The sequence below is a fragment of the Acidaminobacter hydrogenoformans DSM 2784 genome, from assembly GCF_900103005.1.
GTDB lineage: Bacteria > Bacillota > Clostridia > Peptostreptococcales > Acidaminobacteraceae > Acidaminobacter > Acidaminobacter hydrogenoformans.
Genome location: NZ_FMWL01000007.1, coordinates 66,254 through 88,827, shown reverse-complemented (window position 1 = coordinate 88,827; position 22,574 = coordinate 66,254). Strand labels below are relative to the sequence as shown.

The following is a 22,574-nucleotide window of genomic DNA, read 5'->3' as shown; positions in this document are numbered from 1 at the left end:
TTAAATCTCCTTGACGACAGCGCTGCCATCCTCAATGACGGCAAAGTGCTTGTAGCCAGATTTCTTGAGGCGCTCCAGCTGCCTTCCAAATTTCTTCTCACGCCTGAACGCGGACACGCTGGTATAAGTGGCTCTAAGCTCATCCCCCACACGAATGATCTCCGCTGGCGTTTCAGCTTCGAAAATCAGCGCCAAATGGTCTTCATCCCGCTCGCCGTCACCGCGCTCCTTCAGGATCTCGACCAGGCGCTCGAAGCCAATGGAGAAGCCCACCGCCGGGACTTGCTTGCCCATGAAGTTTCCAATCATGTTGTCATAGCGTCCGCCGCCGGCAATGGAATACCCCAGATCGCCATAAGCCACTTCAAAAATAGTGCCAGTGTAGTAGCCCATGCCCCGGACCAGCGTAAAGTCGAATTCTATGCCGTAACGCCCACCGTTAATGGACAGTACCGCCGCCATGATCTCTCTGAGGCTGTTCACCGCATCAGGATTCAGGCCGGATTTCTCCGCGCCATCAAGGCCGCCGGACTGAATGTTCTCCATGACTGTAATGAGGTTCTCAATGGCCTCATTAGAGAAGCCCTGCTTTACCAAATCTTTTCGGACCCCGTCAATGCCAATCTTATCCGCTTTGTCAAGGCTGATGCAGACCCGCGTGACGTCCTCTGCCTCAAAACCGCTTTTCACGATTGCGTCTGTCAGCAGCCGGCGGTCGTTGATCTTGACCTTGAATCCTTCAACATCCAGGCGATTCAATGTTTTGCCCACGACATCAATGAGCTCCATCTCGGAGAAGTTCGTCTCGTCGCCCATGATGTCGACGTCGCACTGCATGAAGCTCCTGAAACGCCCGCGCTGAGGTCGCTCAGCCCGGAAGACGAAGCCCGTCTGCATGGCCTTGAAGACCTTGGGCAGGTCATTGTGGTTGTTACAATAAAACCGGCTCAGCGGCAGCGTCAGGTCGAAACGCAGGCCCAGGTCGATCAGATCGTCCTCTTTAAGCGTGTCCGCATCCAAATCCAGCTTTTCGCCGCGCTTGAGAATTTTAAAGATCATCTTTGTATTCTCGCCGCCGTCACTGTCAATCAGCCTTTCAATGTCCTCCACGACCGGCGTTTCAATTTCCAAAAATCCATTTTTCGCATATTCGTCCCGGATGATGCCCATCACATGCTCTCTCAGGCGTTTTTCCTCCGGCATAAAATCGCGCATCCCCTTGGATGGCAGCAGGTTTCTGCTCATAGTAGCAAGCCTCCTCAAATTATGTCAAATCTCCGGGAGCTCCGGCGATTAGCGCCGACTTGAGCTCTCGGGAAAACACTTACCATTAATTGTTTTGCCGATGGTCTCAGTTCTCCCCATCCTCTTTCTTAAGCTGCGTATGCCGCTCTGTCTTTTCTATAACGCCGTCCCGCAGCAGTCTCCCCACAGCCCGTTTAAAGGCCTTCTTGCTCATCCCAAGGATCAGCTTTATCTCATCCGGATCCGAGTGGTCATCCAGCATCAGCGTACCGCCTGCCTTAATCAGCGCCTCGTGGAGCTTCGCGGCGTCGCCGTCAATCATTTTGTGAGCCTTGTCCCTAAGGCTCAAGGTAAGCTTCCCATCCTCACGAACCTCAATGACCCTTGCCCTCACTGTCTCTCCGGCTTTGAGCGGCGCTATGATTTCCCGCTCGCGGATCAAACCGCTGAACCGGTCATCCACGGCAACAAAGGCGCCAAACCCATCCTTAATATCATAGATAGTCCCCTCGACCCATTCCTCAAGCTGATAAGGCGCGTTGTGGTCCAGCAGCCTGTACAGGTTCATGGTGGCGCAAAGCCGGCCGGTCCGGTCTACATATAGGCCCACCAGGCATTTTTGCCCTTTTTTTACGGTCATGGTAGATTCTTTGGTGGGGAGGAAAAGATCCCGCTCCAGACCCCAATCCAAAAAGGCGCCTCGCGTCGTAAGATCCACAACCCTCAGCCAGGCAATTTCGCCCATTTTAATGAGTGGCGTTTTAGTCGTAGCGACCATTCGATCCTCGGAATCCCTGTAAATGAAGACCTCAATCAGCTGACCTTCCTCAAGATCTTCAGGCACAAATTTCTTTGGCAGCAGAACGTCTGCCGCTTCCTCCGGCCCCGGTTCAGGCTCGTTGAGGTAAACGCCCTGCGGCGTTTTGTTGATGACTTTCAGTGACTGAATTTCTCCCAATCTGATCATTTGCAACCTCCTAAAGGCTCACGGTTCATCTCGTTTGATTATACCACGTCTGACTGACATTTTAGCCTTGTTTTTTGCCCATGGCTCTGGTAATCAGCTTGATGACCTCGACGATTGGAATGATGGACAAGGACGCTGCCAGGACAACGCCCCACTGGCTCAGGCTCAGGTGCGTCACCCGGAAAAGGCTGTTGAGTCCAGGGATCAGAATGATGCCGACCTGCAATACGGAAGTGAGTAGGATCGCACCATTCATGAAGCGGTTGCTGAAGAAGCCTATTTTGAAGATTGACTTCTCGTTGCTTCTCGTATTCATGGCGTGGGCCAGCTGAATCAGTCCCAGAGTCGCAAAGGCCATGGTCATGGCAATTTCGTGGTTGTAATGGGTCTCCCCATACCAGTACGCGGACAGTGTAATAAGGCCCTGAATCACCCCTCTGAATGCAATGCTGATACCAACGCCATCACTGAAGAAACTTGCCTTAGGATCCCTTGGCGGCTGATCCATGACGTCATCCTCAGCCTTTTCAACGCCAAGTGCCAGTGCTGGCAAAGAATCCGTCACCAGGTTGACCCAGAGGATGTGAATAGGCAGCAGCACTGTCCAGCCCATCATGGTGCCTACAAATATGGTTACAATTTCACCCAGGTTACAGGTCAGGAGAAACTGTACACTTTTACGGATATTCGCGTAAATCTTGCGGCCCTCTTCCACCGCCGTGACAATGGTCGCGAAGTTGTCATCCGCCAGGACCATGTTGGCCACGCCTTTGGACACATCTGTGCCCGTAATGCCCATGCCTATGCCTATATCCGCGCTGCGGATCGCCGGCGCGTCGTTGACGCCGTCACCGGTCATAGCCACAATTTTGCCTTGCTTCTGCCAGGCGTCGACAATTCTCACCTTGTGCTCCGGAGAAACCCTGGCATAGACAGAATATTTCTGAACGGTTTTTTCGAAATCCGGCTCAGGAATGGCCGCCAGTTCGGCACCTGTGATGATCAAGTCACCTTCTTTTAAAATGTTGAGCTCTTTGGCGATCGCTGCGGCGGTCTCCTTGTGGTCACCAGTGATCATAATAGGCTGAATACCGGCTCTGACACAGGTCGCCACTGCCGCTTTCGCTTCTTCCCGCGGTGGATCGATCATACCCACCAGCCCGAGGAAAATCATGTCTTGCTCATCCTGATCAGCCTTCAGCTTGGAAGGATCCTTCTCAATGAATTTTTCCGCCGCGGCCAGAACGCGCAGGGCCTTGGAGGCCATGGCGGTGTTGGCTGAAACGATTGCTTTTCGAGTTTCTTCAGTCATAGGCTTAGTTTCGCCATTTTCCCTGTAATAGGTACAGCGGGCCAGGAGTACATCCGGCGCGCCCTTGGTGGTCATCCTGAGGCCTTCCTCAGTCTTGTGAACGGTAGACATGAGCTTCCTCTCGGAGTCAAACGGCAGCTCTCCAACACGTGGGTAGGATTTGTCCAGTGCCTTCTTCTGAAAGCCCTTTTCGTCACCGTAGATGACAAGTGCGGTTTCGGTTGGGTCGCCCATGTAGGGCTCGTTGCTGCCATCGGCAGATTTCTTTGAATCGTTGCAGAGGGCTATGGCTTCAATAAAGGTCTTCACGTCAACGTTTTGCGGGTCAGCTTCCTCTGCTGTACTCGAAGCCATGCCGGCGAAGATTTCTTTGACGGTCATTTTGTTTTGCGTCAGGGTACCCGTCTTGTCCGAGCAGATGACTTGGGTCGAACCCAGGGTTTCGACCGCGGACAGCTTGCGGATAATGGCGTTTTTCTTGGACATTTTCTGGACGCCAATGGAGAGGACAATGGTGATGACCGCCGGCAGACCTTCCGGAATCGCTGCCACCGCGAGGCTGATGGCCGTCATAAACATGTCAAATCGGTCCTGTCCCCGCAAGATGCCGACTACGAACATCAAAGCTGCTATAAAGACGACCAGAACGGACAAAATTTTACTGAGCTCAGCCATTTTCTTCTGGAGGGGTGTAGTCGTGTCCATGTCCCCCGTGAGCTGCTGGGCAATTTTTCCGACCTCCGTCTGCATGCCAGTTGCCGTGACTATGGCGATCCCCCGGCCATAGGTGATGCTGGAGCCGGAGTAGATCATGTTCTTTCGGTCGCCTATGACCGCCTCTGTGTCCTCCAGGGCCTCAATGTGCTTTTCGACAGGCACGGATTCGCCGGTTAGGGCGGATTCCTCGGACTTTAGGCTGGCGGATTCGATCAAGCGACCATCGGCAGGCACCAGGTCCCCTGCCTCCAGGTAAAGGAGATCACCGGGAACCGCTTCTGAGGTGGCCACCTCGCTAATCTGCCCGTCCCGCTTGACGCGGATGCTCTGGGCGGACATTTTCTTGAGGGCCTCAAGGGCCTGCTCCGCCTTGCTCTCCTGGACCACGCCCATAATGGCGTTGAGGAGGACCACCGCCATTATGATAGCCGTGTCCGTCCACTCACCCACCAGCCCCGACACCACGGATGCGGCAATCAGGACTATGATCATCAGATCTTTGAACTGCTCCAGAAATTTAACGAGCAGGCTCTTCTTTTTGCCTTCATCAAGGACATTTTTCCCGAACTGTGCCTGCCGGGCCTGTGCCTCCGCCTGGGTCAAGCCGCTTGGGGCTGTTCCCAGCGTCTCCATGACCGCCCCAATGTCCTGGGTATGAAACTTTCCATTCTTGAGTTCTTCCTTTGTAAGCACTGCGATTCCTCCTGTCAATTTTGAACGCAAAAAAACTCCCCACCACGTCCGTTCACGGGTGCAGAGTCTCACAATTCAACATTCAAAGCCGGGCCTGCGCCGTCATGACGACTTTGAACCTGCACTGGGGCAGGTTGTTACTCCCTCTGTGGTTTTTCTACTGTAAAATTAATATACCATCACGCCTGTTAAAAGTCAAACCCACCAGATTTTGGGGAGGGACAGGGGCTTGTGGTGCGGGACAGGGGCATATGGTGCGGGACAGGGGCATATGGTGCGGGACTGGGCCCGACCAGACTGTCACGGTACCAAGTGTGTATTCCGTTGCGGTCGCGCCCTTGCTTCGCTCGGTTGTAGCTTGCGCCTTATATAAATATAAAAACAGAACCTCGCTTCCGAGAGCAAGCTCTCTTCTGCCCTTTTGAATATCTTTCACCTCACAGCACCAGACGTGCACCTCGCTCCGCTGTGCTGCGCTTCGGTCGCGGGCTGCGCCCTATATAAACAAAAGCGACACCTCGCTTCCGAGAGCAAGCTCTCTTCTGCGAGGTGTCGCTTTTGTTTATGCACGTCTGTTAGCTTTCACGAATGTTAGCTTTCGCGGACGTTTGGTTTCGTACTATTCTACAACTAACTCGTAGCCTTTGTTGACCCAACCCATTGGCTGGTTGGCTTCCATGCCTGCACCACCGTTGAGGGATACTGCGTCAATACCTGCGAGTCTCATGCCTGCAACTGCTTGGCCTGCCGTTTGGCCAGTGTAGCAGTAGACAACTACTGTCTTATCCATAGGAAGCGCTGAGAAGCCAGCTTCCATGCCTTTGCCGAAAGGAAGATTCTCCGCGCCGGCAATGTGGCCCTTCGCGTAATCTTCAGCTTTACGGACATCCAGGATGTAAATGCTGTCGTCGTTAGCGTCAACCATAGCTTTGAGGTCATCTTCAGAAACCTTGTAGTTTGCATACTTGGTTTCTTTAACAGCAGCAAGGCCAGTGTAGTAAGCATCCATAGCCGCTTGAACAGCAGGATCAATAGCCGTTTCAGCAGTCGGGAACGCGTTAGCCGTTGTTTCAGTAACATCCGCAACGCCTTCAACTTTAGAAATACCCATGTTCCAGCCAAGGTGAACGCTCTTCGCGTCAAAGCCAGCGACATTCAGCGTATTGACCGCTTGACCAGCCGTTTGGCCAGTGTAGCAGTAAACGTAGACCGTTTTATCCGCTGGGATAAATTTAAGGTTTTCTGCGATCGCAGGGCCCCAAGGCGCATTGACGGCACCTTTTACGTGACCAGCTTCATAATCCGCAGCAGAACGGATGTCAAGGATAAACGCGTCTGTACCAGCAGCAACTGCTGCTACAAAGTCCTTGTCGGAAATCTTGTAAACATCAGCCGGCATATTGGCAAAGTAGCTGTTGACTAAGTCGCCAACGACATCTGCTTCAGCAGGTGCTTCTGCAGGCGTTTCAGCAGGTGTTTCAGTTGGAGCGGCTTCCATTGGTGCTTGTGCTTCTGCTGGTTTTGCGCAAGCGCCCGCGCTGAGCGCAAGTACTAAAATCATAAGCAGCGACAGCCATTTAAAACGATTTTTCATTTTAATCCCCCTAATTGATTATGATTGTTTCTAAACTATCCTTAAGAAGCATCTTGTACAGTTGCTTCGACAGGCCCTGCTGGTGAGGTCGTCTCTTCACCGGATACACTCCACTCGAGCCAAGCGCCGTCATAAACCTTGACGTTGCTGAAGCCGGCTTCCTGTAAAAGAAGCATGGTCTGTGTCGCGCGGTAAGAGGACTTGCAGTAAAGGATGACTGGCGTCTCTTTTTCTAAACCGAGATCCTTGTAGTTCAAATAGATATCTCTTGCGGATTTAAATGTACCGTCACTGTAAAGATTTGAGGTATGAGGGTACAGGATCGACGTAGGGATCGCGCCCTCATCAAACTCTGCCGGGGTCCTGACATCAATGATAGTGGCAGTGCCATTCGCTACTGCGTCTTTGACGTCATCAATAGTCGCTACAATAGAAGCGTCCATCCCTTTAGAGCTGTAAGCTGAACTTGTGACTTGTGTCGCGTCGCCGCTGATCTCAAGTCCGGCATTGACAATAGCTGATGCGCCGCCGTTGACAACCTTGACGTTCTCATGACCAAAAGCTTTCATGGCCCACCATAATCTGCCAGAGGAAACGCCGCCGTTTGCATCATAAATGATGACCGTAGAGTCCGGCAAAATGCCGCCTTTGCTCATAACGCGGTTGAATTGCTGCGGGGTTCCAAGCATACTTGGAATTGTACCCTGACCATTGAGCTCATCCGGCGAAAGATTGACTGCGCCTTTGAGGTGCCCTTTGGCATAATCCTCACTTGAACGCGCGTCAATGACCACAACGCCCTCCTGAGCCATCAGGTCGGCGAGCGCAGATGCTTCAACAATGTTTTGGGCATCTGTATAGGCCGTGCTGCCCGCGCAAGCGGCCAAAGTGCCTATCAATAATACCAACAGTAAACTGAGGAGCCATTTTTTCGTTTGTTTCTGCATAATACCCTCCTGCGTGAGTCGTGCCTTTAAGGGAGACAAGTCAAACACGCCAAATGATTGTTAAATAATTTACAAACGAATCTGATATCATTATACCTTAAGGCCAGCCTATTTAGATATTAGATTTGCTAATACAGTATTTCTTATTGTCATAGATCGTTAAGATCTTGTCACTATGCTATAATATAACCAATCTTTTTGAAGGGAGGACGCCAAAACAATGCAATTTCTCCGCAAACATTGGTTTTTCGTTATGCTCGCAGCTTACGCACTCCTAAGCCTCTTTTGGTTGACGCGCTTCCCTTTTGTCCATTCGGACGAAAGCTGGCTTAGTGGGCTTACCCGGCAAATAATGACTCAAGGGTCCTTTCAAGTCACAGAACCCTTCTTTGACCTCTACCCCCGCAATCCCCACGCGATCAAACTGCTGTTTCACAGCCTTCAGATGCCTTGGTTGCTGACACTGGGCTACAACATATTCGCCGTGCGGCTGATGTCTCTTTTCTTTGGCGTCCTCACTCTGGTCACTTTCAGAAAGCTCCTGATCCGAATTGGACTCTCCGGGACCACGTCCTCCCTGACCGCCTTACTCCTTGGTACCTCCGCCCAATTTGTCTATGCCAGCCATACCGCCAGGCAGGAAATTGTCGTTCTGTTTTTTATGCTTGCTGCCTTGGAGCGGCTCCTGGCCGGGCGGCTCATAACTGGCGCAGTCCTCAGCGCTGCCGGTCTGTGGCTCCATCCAAACGGTTTCATAGCGGCGGCTATCCTATTCTTCATCCTCCTTGTGATCCAAAGAAAAGATACGCTGATTTTCGCCGGAATCCACATCATCTCGCTATTGGCTCTTGTGGGCACCAGTCTCGCTCTGGACCCTCATTTTTTTACAAACTACCTCAGCTATGGCGACACCCTCGAAGTGACCGCGGACGCCGCGGGCCGCCTCGAAAACTTCAGGGATTTCTACCTGAAGCTCTTCCACCGAATCAGTGCCACTTATTATAATGCCGATGTTCGTGCATGGCTCACCGCGCTGCCCGCTGCAGCCCTCATAGCCGCACTGACGCCCAGGCAGCGGGCTTCTGCCATAGGCCTGACCGCTCTGGTTGTCCTGAACGCAGCTTTATTCATAATAGGTCGCTTCAACCCCACCTCGATCCTTTTCGCCTTTCCATGGCTCATCATGATTTTGGCGGGAGGTCTCGAAGCACTTAAGCAGGCCTCCGAACGGGGAAAATGGGCAGGTAAGCTTACTGCACTTAATAATTCAAAGCCTTTTGGATGTTCCTGGCACCACAGCTTTCTAATCCTCCTCATAGCCCTCGCTGCATACGGCACTTCTTTGGAGGCTTTGGAAACCTCCAGGGATGATTACGAAGGTTATTTATCACAGATCAGATCCGTCATCCCAGCAGATTCAAAGGTGCTCGGCAATCTGAACACAGAATATGCCTTCCCGCCCGGAGCCCTGCTGGACTTTAGAAACCTTGAATTCTTAACGGAAAATGGCCTGTCTCTGGAAGACTATCTAAACGCCAACGACATCCATTACATTATACTGACTGACGAGCTGGCTTACATTGCCCGCAACCCAAAATGGAACATCCTCTATGGAGATGTTTCGAAATGGTATCCTGAGCTCGAGGCGATCCTCGCAGTGCGGGGATCAAAGCTGCTCCGGTTCCGGGACGACACTTACAGCATAAGAATCGCCCGCTATATTCACACGCCGGAGTGGTATACTACTGTTTACGAATTGAGGTAAAACGGATTACTTCAAGATTTCACAAATCACGAATCAATTGTTTTCTCCAGCAAAAGAAAAGCTCAGCATGCGCCTGTTGTATTTACTGGCACCTGCTGAGCTTCTTCAATTTTTTGTCAGATTATTCTTGGTCCTCTGGTTTCACTTTCTGTCACGCTTCCCGCCGCGGCCGTACCATCACAGCGTTGCGGTCCATGCCTTCCATCTGAATTCTTATCCGACTGTACATTTCCTGAACGGCCCGGCCCAGTCCCGCCTCATCTTTCGCTGTCACGAGGAAATAGCCCGCACGCTGTGTGGCGTTGGTTATGCCGCCAATCCTGTCGCCCACTTCAAAGTGGAAGCCATAGTCAAGACAATTCTCTGAAGGCGAAGCGCTGAGTCCCGCAACAATCCCTGGCTCAGAGAAAAACAGCTGCGCAGACAGTCGCTTGTCGACTTTTTTCCAGTCATAGGTCTCCAGGGCGCTGAAGTCGGATTCGACACCCATAGCGCCCTCAATCATCCATCTTAGCCAGTCGCAGCCGGTCACCACCGGTATCCAGATCTCTTCATATGCGCCGCCAATCCTGCAGGCCAGCTCATTGACCACAGTCTGAGCTTTGCCCAGAAGAAATTGAATATACACCGGCCCCTCTTGAATGCCAAAGGCAGATACAATCCTCTCGGAAAGCGCCAGCACCTCATCCCCGTGGGTATCAAAATGCTTCGTCGGAAACTCGTGAGCCGTGCAAATCCCAATCCGCTCCTTCTCCGAAAAAGTCACCCGGTCTGTCAATGCCAGAGGGTATAGCCTGCCGCTGCGAACCCACCCGGAAAACGTGACCTCATCCCCATCAATAAACTTCTCCACAAGGATGCGCTCGTCCCTGGAATACTTGAGCACCTCCGGAAAACGCGCGGCTGCCTCCAGGGGTGTTTCCACTCTGAAAATGCCCCGCTGTCCCTGTGAATCCACGGGTTTTACAACCCCCGGCATGAGCGCCTTGAGGTCCTCAAGTCCATCCTCCGGCTGCCAAAGCTTATAGGGCGCCGTTGGGATTCCATGGGCTTCAAGGGTTCGTTTCATCACGCCCTTATGGGTTGCTCCCAAAGCCGTATCGACACTGATCAAAGAAGGTAATCCCAGTCCCTGTGCTACCATTGCGGCAGTCAGCACTGGCTGGTCCGTTCCAGTGGTCATGACGCCGTCCGCCGAATGGGCCTCTGCAAGCTTCAGGCAGGCGTCTGCGTCGAAAACATCCGCCAGTCCCGCTTTTTCAGAAATCTTCTTAGCAGGTGCGCCAGGTTCCCAGTCTACTGCCAGCACTTCAAACCCAAGTTCCTGGGCGCGCTTTACCGCGTTGACCTGAAGCTTGCCCGCTCCAAGGAGCATCAACAGCTTTGGCTGGCTAAGCCGGGATTCCGTCCGCAGAATTTCAGGAAACCGCGTCTGGGCTGCCAGCTTGTAGGCGGGCCCTGATTTTAGCCGCTCCGGCACAATGGATCGACGGCCGTAATATAGCCAAGTCCTGAGATACAGCTTGCAAAGGGATGCAAAAGTATAGCCTGAGCGCCCCGCCGCCCGGGGCTGACGCTCTACCTGACAATTCCCAATATTCAAGGTCTCACGAAGCACCAAGGCGGAAATATAAGCAAAGCGATAACTTGTCTGGGCGACCCTGTCCCGAACCGAGCGTCGCATTACCCTAAAAGAACTGATTTCAATATCTGAAGGCTTTCCAATCTGAGTGTTGAACAGCCAGTCCCTAAGGGAGGAACCCATGGTGCGGATCCGTTCTCCCTGGTAAGGATATATGCCGTAAACAATGTCCCTGTCCTCAGCGAAAAGCTGCTCAATCATGACTTTCAGCGCCGAAGCAGGGTGCTGCATGTCGTCATCCATGGTGGCGATCAGGTCGCCGGTGGCATGGCGCAGCCCACATAAGGTGGCGTTCTGCTGACCGAAGTTTTTCGTCAGCCTAAAACCGCGAAGTCTGGGATCCCGGTCACTTAAACCGCGGATGACTTCATAGCTGTTGTCTGTGCTGCCGTCGTCCACCAGCAGAATTTCAAAATCTGATATTTCAGCGTTGATACAGGTGATGCCGATGGTATCAAAATTATCACTTGGCATTAATTTCTCGGTGCTTGGGCGTGTGACCATCGGCTCAAACGTCTTTGAGATCTGGTCCGTGAGTCGCTCCAAAACAGCCGCTGAATTATAGACGGGTATGACAATGGATAAGCGCATCCTTCAAAACCTCACAGACATAATCAATTTCTTCGTCTTTCAAATGGTGCGACATGGGCAGACGAACCACGCATTTCATTAAGTCCCTGTCCCCCACCGAGTGAAGCACAGGATCATGCCTGAATCCACGGCCTTGGGGCGAAGCATGCAGCGGCTGATAGTGGGTCCGGACGTCAATGCCCCGCGCCGCCATAAAAGCCATGAACGCTGCAGCATTTCCGGCATCCTTGAACCGCAGGAAGAACAAATGCCCGTTGCCCCCTTTGCTGACTTTGCTGTGGCTCAGAATCAGATTCCTGGAAATCTCGAGGGGCTTCATGACGGACTCGTAGCGCCCCACGATTTCAAGCCGCCTTTGGTTAATGGCTTCAACCGCCTCCAGCTGTGGCAACAGCAGCGCCATCAGCAGCTCTGAAGGACTTGCGCTCACCCCTTGCCCAACCCATTCGTAGCGGTCCCGGTGACCCTGCAAAAACTGGAGTCGGTCCGTACCTTTCTGATGCAGGATCTGCGCCTGCTCCCAGAGGTCTTTTCGGTCAGCGCCCACCAGCAGCAGCCCGCCCTCCCCAGAGGTGACGTTTTTGGTATCATGAAAAGATATGGCGCCAAAATCGCCAAGGGTCCCCAGGGCTCGACCCTTCCATGAGCTTCCAATAGCCTGGGCAGCATCCTCAATGAGGGTCAGACCCCGCTCGCGGCAGAGCGTCATCAGGAGATCCATCTCCGCAGGCACCCCGCCGTAGTGGACTGGCATAATAGCCTTAACACTGGGCGACATCAGCCTCTCAACACTTTCCGGAGCCAGACAAAGGGTCTCTTGTGACACCGCCGCGAAAACCGGCAGGCCACCGGCACTCAGCACCGCGTTGGCACAGGAGGCGTACGTGTAAGAAGGCAGAATCACCTCGTCGCCGGCTTTGATGCCTGCCAATACTACAGCCATCTCCAGCGCCTGGCTGGCACTGGTGGTCAAAAGCAGCAGCGGCTCAGGCATGAGCTGATGAAGTTTCTCCAGAACCTGGGCTGTGAACGTACCATCCCCGGACCAGTGCCCGCTGGACAGACTGCGTGTCACGGCTTCGACCATATGAGGCGTTGCTTCCACACGATTAAATGGGACGTTCATGGGCAGTTTCCTTTCTATTGGGGTGTTCCGCCGGGGTGTTCTTACGAGGCAGTTCTGCGGGGCTTTCTGACGGAACGGAAAATTTATTGTAAATGGATTTACATGGATGAGACAAGCCAACAGTGTTCTGATATAATAACTTGAGAGGTGATTCTATGCCGATAGATGGAAAAATCGACTGCTTTGGTGACATCTGCCCCGTGCCGCTCATCAAGCTTGAGCGCGCGCTGAAAAATATTGGCCCCGGCGACTCAGTCACTTTAGTCACTGACCATTCCTGTGTGCCCGAATCCGTTATGGACAAGTTCGGAAAACAGCGTCTTCAGATCGATTCAGATGAAGTCATGAACGGCATTTGGGAAATCACTGTCACCAAATGCCATCAAGAATAACTGCTAACCTGCATCCTGACTTAAACAGGGTGCTTTTTTTATGAAGAAGTTTTGGTGCGGGACTGGGCCGCGCCAGAGCAGTTGTGGCGCGGCCCAGTCCCGCACCAAAAACCACCTAACAGAACGAATCCTCACCCATCTCCATGAAGCAGTCCACCGTCTCGCAGCTGGCGCTGGACATGAACGCCTGAGGCTTGTTGATGATATAGATGTCATGATAAAGCTCAACATTCTGAATGGTCACCATCTTATAATCCCCGGTATAAAGCTCCTTTTTGACGGCACTGTAAGGCAAAAACGCAATGCCATAATGATTGTGGATTGAGGATTTAACCGCGCTGACCGCGTCGACTTCAAACAAAATATTCAGGTCATTCTCAGAAAACCCGCCCTTTTTCAGCTCTGATTTAAGAGGCCCTGTGATATAACGGGAATTCGCGAGCGCAATCAAATCAAACTGCAAAAGCTGCTCTATTTCAATCGCATCCGGGATGGCAAAACTCTTTGAGGCCACCAGAACCACCTTTTCCCGGCCAATCTTTCGAATCTCAAGGTCTTCCGCTACCGGCCTCTCGTTGGTGACCCCCATATCGCACAAATCATTGCGAACCTCTTTTACAATATCCTCTGTCGAGCTCGAGTGAAGCTCGTACTTGTTGTTTGGAAACCGCCGCTTGATCTTGTAAAGCGCGCAGGGCAAAGAATAGTTTACCAGAGATTTATCAGCGTTGATCCGTATGGTATGCGTTCGAAGCTCCAAATCCCGCATCTCACGCTGCATCTTTTCATAAGATTTAATGATCGTACTTGAATATTTTAAAACAATTTTACCCATCTCAGTGGGCTCAACCCCCCTGTTGCTGCGCTCCAAAAGCTTATAGCCCAGCGAATCCTCCATCTTTTGAATCATCTGGCTGAGAGCAGATTGGGAAATATGCGTCTCATTCGCGACCTTTGAGATACTTTTTGCATCCACGACTTGTTGAAAATGCTGCAGCATTTCGATATGCAAGATTCATCGACTCCTTATGAGTTTGACAATTAATATACTATCATCATCCTCATAGTAACATCAGTGATACTGATAACGCTATAAGTTTTTTCAATGTAGCATCATTTTTCGGTATGCACGAAACCCTTGCATACTGTGATACAATTTTGTCAAGGGAGATTGTTAAACACGTCACAAACAACACAGGAGGAATGCTCATGTCTGAAGGGACCAGCATCCGCCGCAGTTCATCCAGGGCTGCCTCAAGGAAGCCCAAAAAGAATCAGTTGCCGATTGCGCTCGCAGTCGTCGTTCTGATCATTGCGGTCGGAATCTTCGCTTCAACACGCTCTGCCAACGCCGCGATCTTCTGGATCACCGGCATCGCTTTTGGATTCGTTCTCCAGAAAGCGCGATTTTGTTTCACCGCTTCCATGCGGGATCCATATCTGACAGGCGGCACTTCACTAACGCGCGCTGTACTTATTGCATTCGCAATCACCACCGTAGGCTTTACAGCCATTAAATATGGCTATATGGTCAAAGGACTCGCTATTCCGGGAATGAGCTACGTCGTTCCAATCAGCCTCACAACAGCGGTTGGCGCGGTCATGTTCGGTACTGGCATGGTCATCGCAGGCGGCTGCGCATCCGGCACACTGATGCGCGTTGGCGAAATGTTCCACATGAATATGATCTCACTGCTCTTTTTCATTGTCGGCTCCTTGATTGGTGCCAATCATTTTGGCTGGTGGAAGCTGAACTTTATCAGCAACGGCGTCAAGGTGTTCCTCCCGGATTATTTGGGATGGTTCGGCGCAGTCGCAGCTCAGCTGACCCTGATCGCGGTCCTCTACATAGTTGCCGCAGTTTACGAAAAAAGACGCGGCGGCGGTGGCGGCCACTAAAAGCCACTTACGGCCCCAAGAGCCACACTCGTGAAAATGACGCACTGCTCCATTTCAACACCTGTACACCCGTAAACCAAAAACCAATAAAAATCATATTATATTAGGAGGTCTTTATTATGAAAGAAGTTATGCTCGATTGCCTTGGTGAAGCTTGTCCGATCCCTCTCGTAAAAGCTCAAAACGCTATCAATGAGATGGACCTTGGCGACATCCTGATCGTCCAGATCGACCACTCCTGCGCTATGAAAAACCTTCCAGAGTGGGCCAACAAAGAAGGCTACAACTGCGAACTCGAAGAAGTAGATGACGGCGAGTGGGAAGTTATCATCGAGAAAAACAAGTAATCGAAGCAGTGAAAGCAGGGTGGTGACGCTTCAAAAAGGGTCCCACCCCCTGCATTCCTCCAGGAGGTGTCATCTAATTGGAAGGTTCCAAAAAGTTTTTCGATAGCATTACGAAAACTGAATTTTACCAAATGTGGTTCAAAAACGCCTATTCCTATGTCACTGGCGCAGTCCTGCTCTCGGTTCTCCAGATCGTGACTTTGGCAACCACCGGGGAGCCTTGGGGTGTTTCCGGCGTCATGGCAAACTGGGGCGCCTGGATTTATGAAGCCTTTGGCGGCAGCGTCGACAAGTGGTATTACTTTGGCAGCCAAGGCGCTCAAAATACCCTGGCAAACGGAATCCTCAACGATCCGGGATCCTATAGGAACATTGGTATTATCGTAGGCGCGCTGGTCGCGACCTTGTTCGCATCTCAGTTTAAAATTAAAAAAATTAAAAACAAGAAGCAAATTGTCGCAGCGACCCTTGGCGGTCTTCTTATGGGCTACGGCGCAAGACTTTCCTTTGGGTGCAACATTGGCGCCCTGTACGGCGGCATTGCATCCTTGTCGCTGTCAGGATGGGTCTTTGCTGTCTTTATGTTCCTTGGCGCAGTGATTGGCAGCAAGCTTCTTGTCAAATTCTTTATGTAGGGGTGAAACACGTTGGCTAGAGAAAAAGCAGTAGAGCATTATGACGTCGTTATTATCGGTGCAGGTCCTGCAGGTCTGACAGCCGCAATTTACGCCGGCCGCGCAAGACTCAATACACTGTTGATCGAGAAAAGCCTCGTTGGTGGTCTTGCAACTTATACCAATGAAATTGAAAACTACCCTGGTTTCCCTGATAAGCCTAAAGGCGAAGAGATCACAAATCTCATGAAGAAGCAGGCGCAAAACCTTGGCGTCAAGTTCAAGGGTGTTCTGGTTCAAAGCGTTGATCTTGAAGGCGAAGAAAAAATCGTAGAGACTTTCAGAAACAAATTTATTGCAAAATCTGTCATCCTCGCCACAGGCGGCCGACCGCGCACGACTGGTGCCAGAGATGAAGAAAATTATCTGTATGACAAAGGCATTTCCTTCTGCGCGACTTGTGACGCCGCAGCCAACGAAGGCAAGCACGTCGTCGTCATAGGCTCAGGCGACGCGGCTATCGAGGAAGGCATGTTCCTGACCAAGTTCGCGAAGAAAGTCACCGTTTCCGTCCTCCACGACGAAGACATCATGGACTGCAACGAAATCGCCAAAGAAGCCGCTTTGAAAAATCCTAAGATGAATTTCGTCTGGAACACAGTTGTGGATGCCTTTGAAGGCGAAGACCACCTCGAGCGCGTCGTTCTGAAAAATGTCAAAACGAATGAACTCATTCCAATTGAGTGTGACAACTGCTTCGAGTTTATTGGCTACATCCCGAACACGGAATTTTTAAAGGGTCAGATTACATTAACCCATCGTGGTTACATCCCGACCAACGAAATGATGGAAACCAACATTGAAGGCGTCTTCGCCTGCGGTGACGTCAGGGAAAAATGGCTCCGTCAGGTCGCGACTTCAGTTGGAGATGGTGCCGTGGCAGCTGTCGCAGCTGAGAAGTACATCGCGGAATCTGAAACCTTCGAAAACTATATCATGCAAAAGGAAAAGCCAAGCTTGATCTACGTTTACAACGCCATTGACCACGAATCCAGAGAGCTTCTCCCGGTTGTGGAACGCGTTGAGCAAGAGCTCGGCGGCTCGATCCAGCTTGTTAAAGTCGACTGCTATAAGTCCCATGGCATCGCGAAGCGACTTGGCGTTGAGAGCTTCCCAACCATCGTCAGCACCAAGGATGGCAAGATCGCCCAAGTTCTGCATGGCGATTTGAACTACGACGCTATCAGAGCTTTATACTAATTATCAGGAAACAAGTCCCCTCTTGTTTTAAATTGCAAAACCGTGGAAACTGGCGTCATGAGCGCCAACTTCCACGGTTTTGTTTTTTTTTTGCCGATGGTCACCCAAAGCACCACCCCTATCCAACAAAGGGCATCACAATGGATCCCCCCATCATTTCAACGTCTTCCACCCCTTCCCCTTGCCAAATCCCCCCGCATTTGACATACTTAAACCAGTGCTCCTTGAACTACTCTCAACCCTAACGCAGTCAGCACATCACACCACACGGGAGGACCCTCCATGACCTTGAATAAACCTGTCATCTTCGTCGCCACCGCCGCGTTCCTGTGGGGCCTGATTGGCCTGTTTGGCACACTGCTCGGCCGCGCCGGCATAACTTCACTTGAAATCGTCGCCATCCGCGCCGTCTTTTCCGGGGTGTTCCTGACCCTCTACTGGATGGTCAGAGACCGCAGCGTCCTGAAGATCAGGCCTAACGACCTGAAATACTTCGCCGGCACCGGCCTGCTGAGCTTCTTGGTCTTCAATTATTTTTTCTTTACCACCATGCAGCTCACCAGTATTGCCGTCAGCGTTACCCTGCTTTATACCTGCCCCATCTTTGTGGTGCTGCTTTCGAGACTGTTTTTCAAAGAGCCCCTTACAAGGTCCAAAGGACTGGCACTGCTCCTGACACTGCTCGGCTGCGCCCTGGTCACTGGTCTCATAGGCCAGCCCCTCGACAGCGTCCCGCTTAAAGGCATCCTCACCGGCCTTTTATCCGGCCTGACCTTTGCCCTTTACAGCATCTTCAGCAAAATGGCCCTCGCCAGATCCAGCTCTGCCACTGTCACCACCTACACCTTTATTGTGGCCTCCGTGGGCATCCTGTTCCTCGTCCCACCAACCTTTTTTGTTAAGCTTTTCCAGACCCCATCCCTCTTGATTTCCGGTATGTCCCTGTCCCTCATCAGCACTGTCGTTCCTTTTCTGCTCTACACCCGGGCCGTCCAGTCCATAGAAGCCGGCCGTGCAGCGCTGATCACCACCCTCGAACCCGTCGTTGCAGCCCTTCTTGGCTATTTGGTTTTTAATGAGCCCATGGGCGCCCTCAAAATCACCGGCATTCTCCTCGTCGCCGCTGGTGTGCTGATAGTTCAGCGCCCGTCTTCAGCAAGTCTGTCTGAAGCTTAATCCAATAACCCAAAAACAAGCAAAAGCGAAGCCTGAATTTAAGCTTCGCTTTCTTTCTTTTTTGTATGCCGATGGTCCCCAGACCCCCACCCATCACTCACCTTTACAGCAAAGGGCAGCCACAACGTCCAGAACTTCAGCCACATTATCTTGGATCACCAGATCCGCTTTTCCATCCAGCGGTGTCGTACTCTTATTGACCAGGGCCAGCCGGCCGCCCATATAGCCCCGTACCAGCCCCGCCGCAGGATACACTACCAGCGAGGTTCCGCCAACAATCATCAGATCCGCCCGGTCTACGGCTTCAGAAGCCGCCTGAATCACTTCGCCTTTAAGCGGTTCCTCATAAAGCACCACATCTGGCCGCACTGTGCCACCACATTTCAGGCATTTTGGAATCCGTCCCTGGGTCGCTAAGATAAATCCGAGATCATACAGCTCACCGCAGCGCACGCAGTAATTCTCATGCACGGAGCCGTGAAGCTCGATCACCGCTTTGCTCCCGCCCGCCTGATGCAGTCCGTCAATGTTCTGAGTGATGACTTTGATCTCGACACCGCTCTCCTCCAGCTCAGCTAAAGCTGTATGGGCGCGGTTTGGCAAAGCGTCCGGATAAAGAATCTGCTCAAAGTAGTACTTAAAGAAGACCTCTTGCTGCTGAAGAAAAAAGGAACGGCTTAAAATGGTTTCAGGGGGATACCCATAAGCTTCCACGGCTTGATAAAGGCCCTTTTCGCTTCTAAAGTCCGGAACGCCGCTTTCCGTGGAGACGCCAGCGCCCCCAAAGAATACGACATGCCTGGCGCCCATCACCCACTCAGCAAGACGCGCCGCATCCCCGGCCAAGTGACTGCTGTCACGTACAATTTTCATGACGTGCCTCCTGCTTGCCTTTTGTATGAAATCCTTACAGTCTGAGCTTCTTAATGTCATCCTTCAGTCTTTCAATATCCCTCAGGAAGTCCTGAATGTCATGCTCATGCTCGAGCTCGTCGTTGAGGATTTGGGTCGCCATCTGATAAGTCGCGTGGTCTTTGCCATAAGTAAACTTCGCAATTTCGTTGTAACGCTGAATCGCGCAGCGCTCGCCCCTGAGATTCTGCTCGAGAATGACTTCGACATAAGGATCCTCAGGCGCTTCATAGTCGCACTCCGCATGGTCATACCATTTCTTAGGATCGAGAATAGGCGTACCGCCAAGTTGAATGATTCTGTCGACGACCAGCACCGCATGGCCAAGTTCTTCTGTCGCATGCAGCAGCAGCTCCGGCTCTATTTCACTTCTCATAGGCCCTTCCAGCATTCTGGCGCCAATCCAGTATTGATAGTAAGCGAGCCACTCCTCCGCAAGGGCGGAATTGAGCATAGTCAGAAGTTCTGATACATCCAGATTGCTGATTTCAATAGCTTTATTTCCCATGTGACGCACCTCCAGATAATTTTGAATTTACACAGGGTTTATACCCCTTCGAAACCAAAAAAATCTTTGAGCCTGTAAAGAAACCATGTCACCGCCAAAAGATCCGCGGAGCCCCCTGGGCTGATGTGATTTTGAATGAAGCGTTGATCCATTTCAGCGACCTGCTGCTTGCCTTCTGCCGTCAAGTAGCCGCCCGCTTCAAAAAGTGCCGCAGCCTCCGCCTGAACCGCCTTCAGAACTTCAAGGTCATGGCGGTGCAAAATCGTGGTATCCTCTGTCCTGGTCATTAAGGCGATCAAAGCGTGCACCAGGGCATCATTGTCAGTTGCACCTTCTGCAAGGGCAGCTTCCAGGGCGGGAAGGCCAACGCGCATAACGGTAGGCAGCCCATGCTCGATTTCACCCCGAACGCCGGTAAAACCGTGGGCAATATAGTAGTGTTCACCCGCCGTCAGCTGACGGTCTGGCTTGTGGTGACGCAGGCTTTCCAGTTCCCGGGACACCAAACCCTCGCATATGCCTGCGGCACATTTGGCAATGGCTTCGGTTTTGAACCCGAGACCATCGGCAGAGCACTCAGCCAGGGGTTTTAAAGCGTATCCTGCCGCCGCTGCCAGAATGCCAAGTAAAAACAGCAGACCCTTTTGGGTGTTGATCCCATAAGTCGCCTGAAACATCTCGTGCTCCGCGTCAATGCCAATCCGTCTGATCTTGGGGAGGAGCTCAGGCAGGGTACCTTCATGGCGGAGGCCTTCCTCCACGAGCATGGTCATAGGGCCAGCCAGCGCGCTGCTGCTGCGTATGAACGTGGAGATGTCCATGTCGTCGTGGGCGCCGGAATTGAAACGGTCTACCAGGCCGGGCGACGGCGTTGCCGCGACCTCCATAAGCATGGCTTCAAGAGCGGTCTGACCGATCCGCCTGGCAATGGATGCTTCAGAAGGTGTCAATGGGCGCTTCTTTGCATAGGTATCCGCAAGCCTCATAGCCGCTGCGATCACCTCGTTCCTGTCGTGGCGCATGGCTCTGACGCAAAGGGCGGCGACGTCCTCACAGACCAGGCATTTTCTGGGCGGGAGGCCCAGAGACGTCCGGTTGATTTGCTCTCCGGTTTCGCTGAAGACATCCAGGTCCAGGAGACGACCCCAAGGCTTATTGTCCTCAAGCTCGACCGCGACTTTCTTGAGGCGTGTTGCGGCTTCCGAGGCCGGTGCTGAGGTTGGGACTGAGACTTCGGGCGAAGGTGAAGCCGCCACAAACAGCGTTGCCCCTGCAGTGTCATGGAGCATCCGCTCTTCGAAAATCCGGATCCCGTAACCGGAGCAACGCTTTCGCAGCGCCTCAGCCGCGTCATACAGCATGCCAAGCCAGGCCGGCTTGTATTTAACCGGCCCTGGCATGTTGAGGGTCATGCTGATGACAACTGCGCCATAGTCATTCCTCATCTCTGTCTGAACAGCGGCCCTGCGGTCCTTTGCGGCAAGCACCATTTCCAGCGTCACTGCCGGCTGGGTATTTTCAATCATAGCTTGGCTTCCAGCGCCTTTCTGATAGCCGCGATCAGACCTACGGTTGTCACTTCCTGCTTGTCTGGATGCTGGGAAAGTGAAATCAAGTCCTTTGTCATGACGCCATGGGTCAGGGTTTCAATGGTCGCTTCCTCGAGCAGCTGACCAAAACGCGCCAGCTCCGGAATCTCGTCCAGCTCGCCGCGCTTGTGCAGGGCACCAGTCCACGCGAACAGTGTCGCGACAGGATTCGTTGAGGTTTGAACACCTTTGAGATATTGATAATAGTGTCTCGTGACCGTACCATGGGCAGCTTCGTATTCAAATTCACCCGTTGGTGAAACCAGTACGGAAGTCATCATGGCCAGGCTGCCAAATGCAGACGCGATCATGTCCGACATGACGTCGCCGTCATAGTTTTTGCATGCCCAGATCATACCGCCCTCGGAGCGCATGATTCTCGCTACGGCGTCATCAATCAATGTGTAGGTGTATTGAATGCCAGCTTTTTCAAACTCAGCTTTATACTCTGCTTCGTAGATCTCAGCGAACAGATCTTTAAACGTATGGTCATATTTCTTGGAGATGGTGTCCTTTGCAGAGAACATGAGGTCCTTTTTCTCATCCAGGGCAAACTTGAAGCAAGCGTGCGCAAAGCTGGTGATGGAGTCGTTGGTGTTGTGAATGCCTTGGACGACACCTGCGCCTTTGAACTCATGAACGATTTGGGTCTCCAGGGTTCCGTCCGGCTTTTTGATGACCAGCTCCGCCGTACATGGACCTTCCACCTTGAACTCCACACCTTTGTAAAGATCCCCATAAGCGTGGCGGGCAATGATGATAGGCTGTTTCCAGTTTGGAACGAAAGAGGTGAAGCCGTCAATCAGGATAGGCTTTCTGAAGACCGTTCCATCCAGAATAGCTCTCAGGGTACCATTTGGGCTTTTCCACATTTCCGTGAGGTTATATTCTTTAACCCGGTCTGCGTTTGGCGTAATCGTTGCGCACTTGACACCAACGCCCAAGCGCTTGATAGCATTCGCTGCGTCTACGGTTACCTGATCCTTGGTCTTCTCACGGTTTTCAAGTCCCAGATCAAAGTATTCCGTTTTTAAGTCCACAAACGGTTCAATCAGTTCCTTCTTAACTTCTTCCCAGATGATTCTGGTCATTTCGTCCCCATCAATCTCTACCAAAGGGGTCTTCATTTGAATCTTTGACATAATATTCACCTCTTCTTAAATATTTCAATATGTTGTCACGCTGGTTGCAGGCGAAAGTGAAATACATTGTACGCAAGTCATATTCAGAAGCTGCGCAACATATCGTTAACGTAAATATTGAGAATTCGTGTTTCTT

19 protein-coding genes are annotated in these 22,574 nt (G+C 51.9%); 7 read left to right on the top strand and 12 right to left on the bottom strand.

Annotation, left to right across the window (positions count from 1 at the left end):
* From hisS to BLP63_RS08630, 5 genes are all read right to left on the bottom strand, one after another.
* Positions 1 to 1,245, bottom strand: coding sequence for a histidine--tRNA ligase (gene hisS / locus BLP63_RS08650; RefSeq protein ID WP_092590585.1), 1,245 nt, complete (start codon positions 1,243 to 1,245; stop codon positions 1 to 3).
* 106 nt (positions 1,246 to 1,351) lie between these two features.
* Positions 1,352 to 2,212 (bottom strand): CvfB family protein, encoded by an 861-nt coding sequence (locus BLP63_RS08645; RefSeq protein WP_092590583.1) that lies wholly within the window; start codon positions 2,210 to 2,212, stop codon positions 1,352 to 1,354.
* A 61-nt stretch (positions 2,213 to 2,273) separates the two neighbouring features.
* Complete coding sequence (locus BLP63_RS08640; protein ID WP_170829372.1) at positions 2,274 to 4,934, bottom strand: calcium-translocating P-type ATPase, PMCA-type; 2,661 nt, start codon at positions 4,932 to 4,934, stop codon at positions 2,274 to 2,276.
* Positions 4,935 to 5,553: 619 nt separating this feature from the next.
* Positions 5,554 to 6,528 (bottom strand): rhodanese-like domain-containing protein, encoded by a 975-nt coding sequence (locus BLP63_RS08635; protein WP_092590581.1) that lies wholly within the window; start codon positions 6,526 to 6,528, stop codon positions 5,554 to 5,556.
* 41 nt (positions 6,529 to 6,569) lie between these two features.
* Complete coding sequence (locus BLP63_RS08630) at positions 6,570 to 7,475, bottom strand: sulfurtransferase (protein ID WP_092590579.1); 906 nt, start codon at positions 7,473 to 7,475, stop codon at positions 6,570 to 6,572.
* A gap of 220 nt (positions 7,476 to 7,695) precedes the next feature.
* On the opposite strand from BLP63_RS08630, the gene BLP63_RS08625 reads away from it, so the two are divergent.
* Positions 7,696 to 9,240, top strand: a complete 1,545-nt coding sequence (locus tag BLP63_RS08625; protein ID WP_092590577.1) for an ArnT family glycosyltransferase — start codon at positions 7,696 to 7,698, stop codon at positions 9,238 to 9,240.
* 151 nt (positions 9,241 to 9,391) lie between these two features.
* Here BLP63_RS08625 and BLP63_RS08620 read toward each other — a convergent pair whose 3' ends face one another.
* Entirely contained in the window at positions 9,392 to 11,473 is a 2,082-nt protein-coding gene (locus tag BLP63_RS08620; RefSeq protein WP_092590575.1) for a glycosyltransferase, read from the bottom strand.
* On the bottom strand, positions 11,442 to 12,599 hold the full coding sequence (locus tag BLP63_RS08615; RefSeq protein WP_092590573.1) for a DegT/DnrJ/EryC1/StrS family aminotransferase: 1,158 nt from the start codon (positions 12,597 to 12,599) through the stop codon (positions 11,442 to 11,444). The genes BLP63_RS08620 and BLP63_RS08615 overlap by 32 nt, the downstream gene beginning before the upstream one ends.
* A gap of 155 nt (positions 12,600 to 12,754) precedes the next feature.
* On the opposite strand from BLP63_RS08615, the gene BLP63_RS08610 reads away from it, so the two are divergent.
* On the top strand, positions 12,755 to 12,991 hold the full coding sequence (locus BLP63_RS08610) for a sulfurtransferase TusA family protein (RefSeq protein ID WP_092590571.1): 237 nt from the start codon (positions 12,755 to 12,757) through the stop codon (positions 12,989 to 12,991).
* A gap of 115 nt (positions 12,992 to 13,106) precedes the next feature.
* On the opposite strand, the gene BLP63_RS08605 is transcribed toward BLP63_RS08610, so the two are convergent.
* The gene (locus tag BLP63_RS08605; RefSeq protein WP_092590569.1) at positions 13,107 to 14,003 is read right to left on the bottom strand and encodes a LysR family transcriptional regulator; all 897 of its coding nucleotides are present in this window, start codon (positions 14,001 to 14,003) and stop codon (positions 13,107 to 13,109) included.
* 197 nt (positions 14,004 to 14,200) lie between these two features.
* Here BLP63_RS08605 and BLP63_RS08600 point away from each other — a divergent pair, with 197 nt between their 5' ends.
* From BLP63_RS08600 to BLP63_RS08580, 5 genes are all read left to right on the top strand, one after another.
* On the top strand, positions 14,201 to 14,890 hold the full coding sequence (locus BLP63_RS08600) for a YeeE/YedE thiosulfate transporter family protein (protein ID WP_092590567.1): 690 nt from the start codon (positions 14,201 to 14,203) through the stop codon (positions 14,888 to 14,890).
* 119 nt (positions 14,891 to 15,009) lie between these two features.
* A complete protein-coding gene (locus BLP63_RS08595; protein ID WP_092590565.1) occupies positions 15,010 to 15,237 on the top strand; it encodes a sulfurtransferase TusA family protein in 228 nt (75 codons plus the stop codon).
* A 77-nt stretch (positions 15,238 to 15,314) separates the two neighbouring features.
* Complete coding sequence (locus tag BLP63_RS08590; RefSeq protein WP_242870849.1) at positions 15,315 to 15,872, top strand: YeeE/YedE thiosulfate transporter family protein; 558 nt, start codon at positions 15,315 to 15,317, stop codon at positions 15,870 to 15,872.
* Positions 15,873 to 15,884: 12 nt separating this feature from the next.
* Entirely contained in the window at positions 15,885 to 17,111 is a 1,227-nt protein-coding gene (locus tag BLP63_RS08585) for an FAD-dependent oxidoreductase (protein ID WP_092590563.1), read from the top strand.
* 282 nt (positions 17,112 to 17,393) lie between these two features.
* A complete protein-coding gene (locus tag BLP63_RS08580; protein WP_092590561.1) occupies positions 17,394 to 18,287 on the top strand; it encodes a DMT family transporter in 894 nt (297 codons plus the stop codon).
* A gap of 93 nt (positions 18,288 to 18,380) precedes the next feature.
* Here BLP63_RS08580 and BLP63_RS08575 read toward each other — a convergent pair whose 3' ends face one another.
* From BLP63_RS08575 to BLP63_RS08560, 4 genes are read right to left on the bottom strand one after another with little or no spacing between them, the layout of a single operon-like run.
* Positions 18,381 to 19,160 carry an NAD-dependent protein deacylase gene (locus BLP63_RS08575; RefSeq protein ID WP_092590559.1) on the bottom strand — a complete coding sequence of 260 codons (780 nt, stop codon included), beginning with the start codon at positions 19,158 to 19,160 and terminating at the stop codon, positions 18,381 to 18,383.
* 34 nt (positions 19,161 to 19,194) lie between these two features.
* Positions 19,195 to 19,707, bottom strand: coding sequence for a ferritin-like domain-containing protein (locus tag BLP63_RS08570; protein ID WP_092590557.1), 513 nt, complete (start codon positions 19,705 to 19,707; stop codon positions 19,195 to 19,197).
* 38 nt (positions 19,708 to 19,745) lie between these two features.
* Positions 19,746 to 21,233, bottom strand: a complete 1,488-nt coding sequence (citG, locus tag BLP63_RS08565) for a triphosphoribosyl-dephospho-CoA synthase CitG (protein WP_092590555.1) — start codon at positions 21,231 to 21,233, stop codon at positions 19,746 to 19,748.
* Positions 21,230 to 22,438 carry an NADP-dependent isocitrate dehydrogenase gene (locus BLP63_RS08560; protein WP_170829371.1) on the bottom strand — a complete coding sequence of 403 codons (1,209 nt, stop codon included), beginning with the start codon at positions 22,436 to 22,438 and terminating at the stop codon, positions 21,230 to 21,232. Before BLP63_RS08560 ends, citG begins: the two co-directional genes overlap by 4 nt.
* Positions 22,439 to 22,574: the final 136 nt, after the last annotated feature.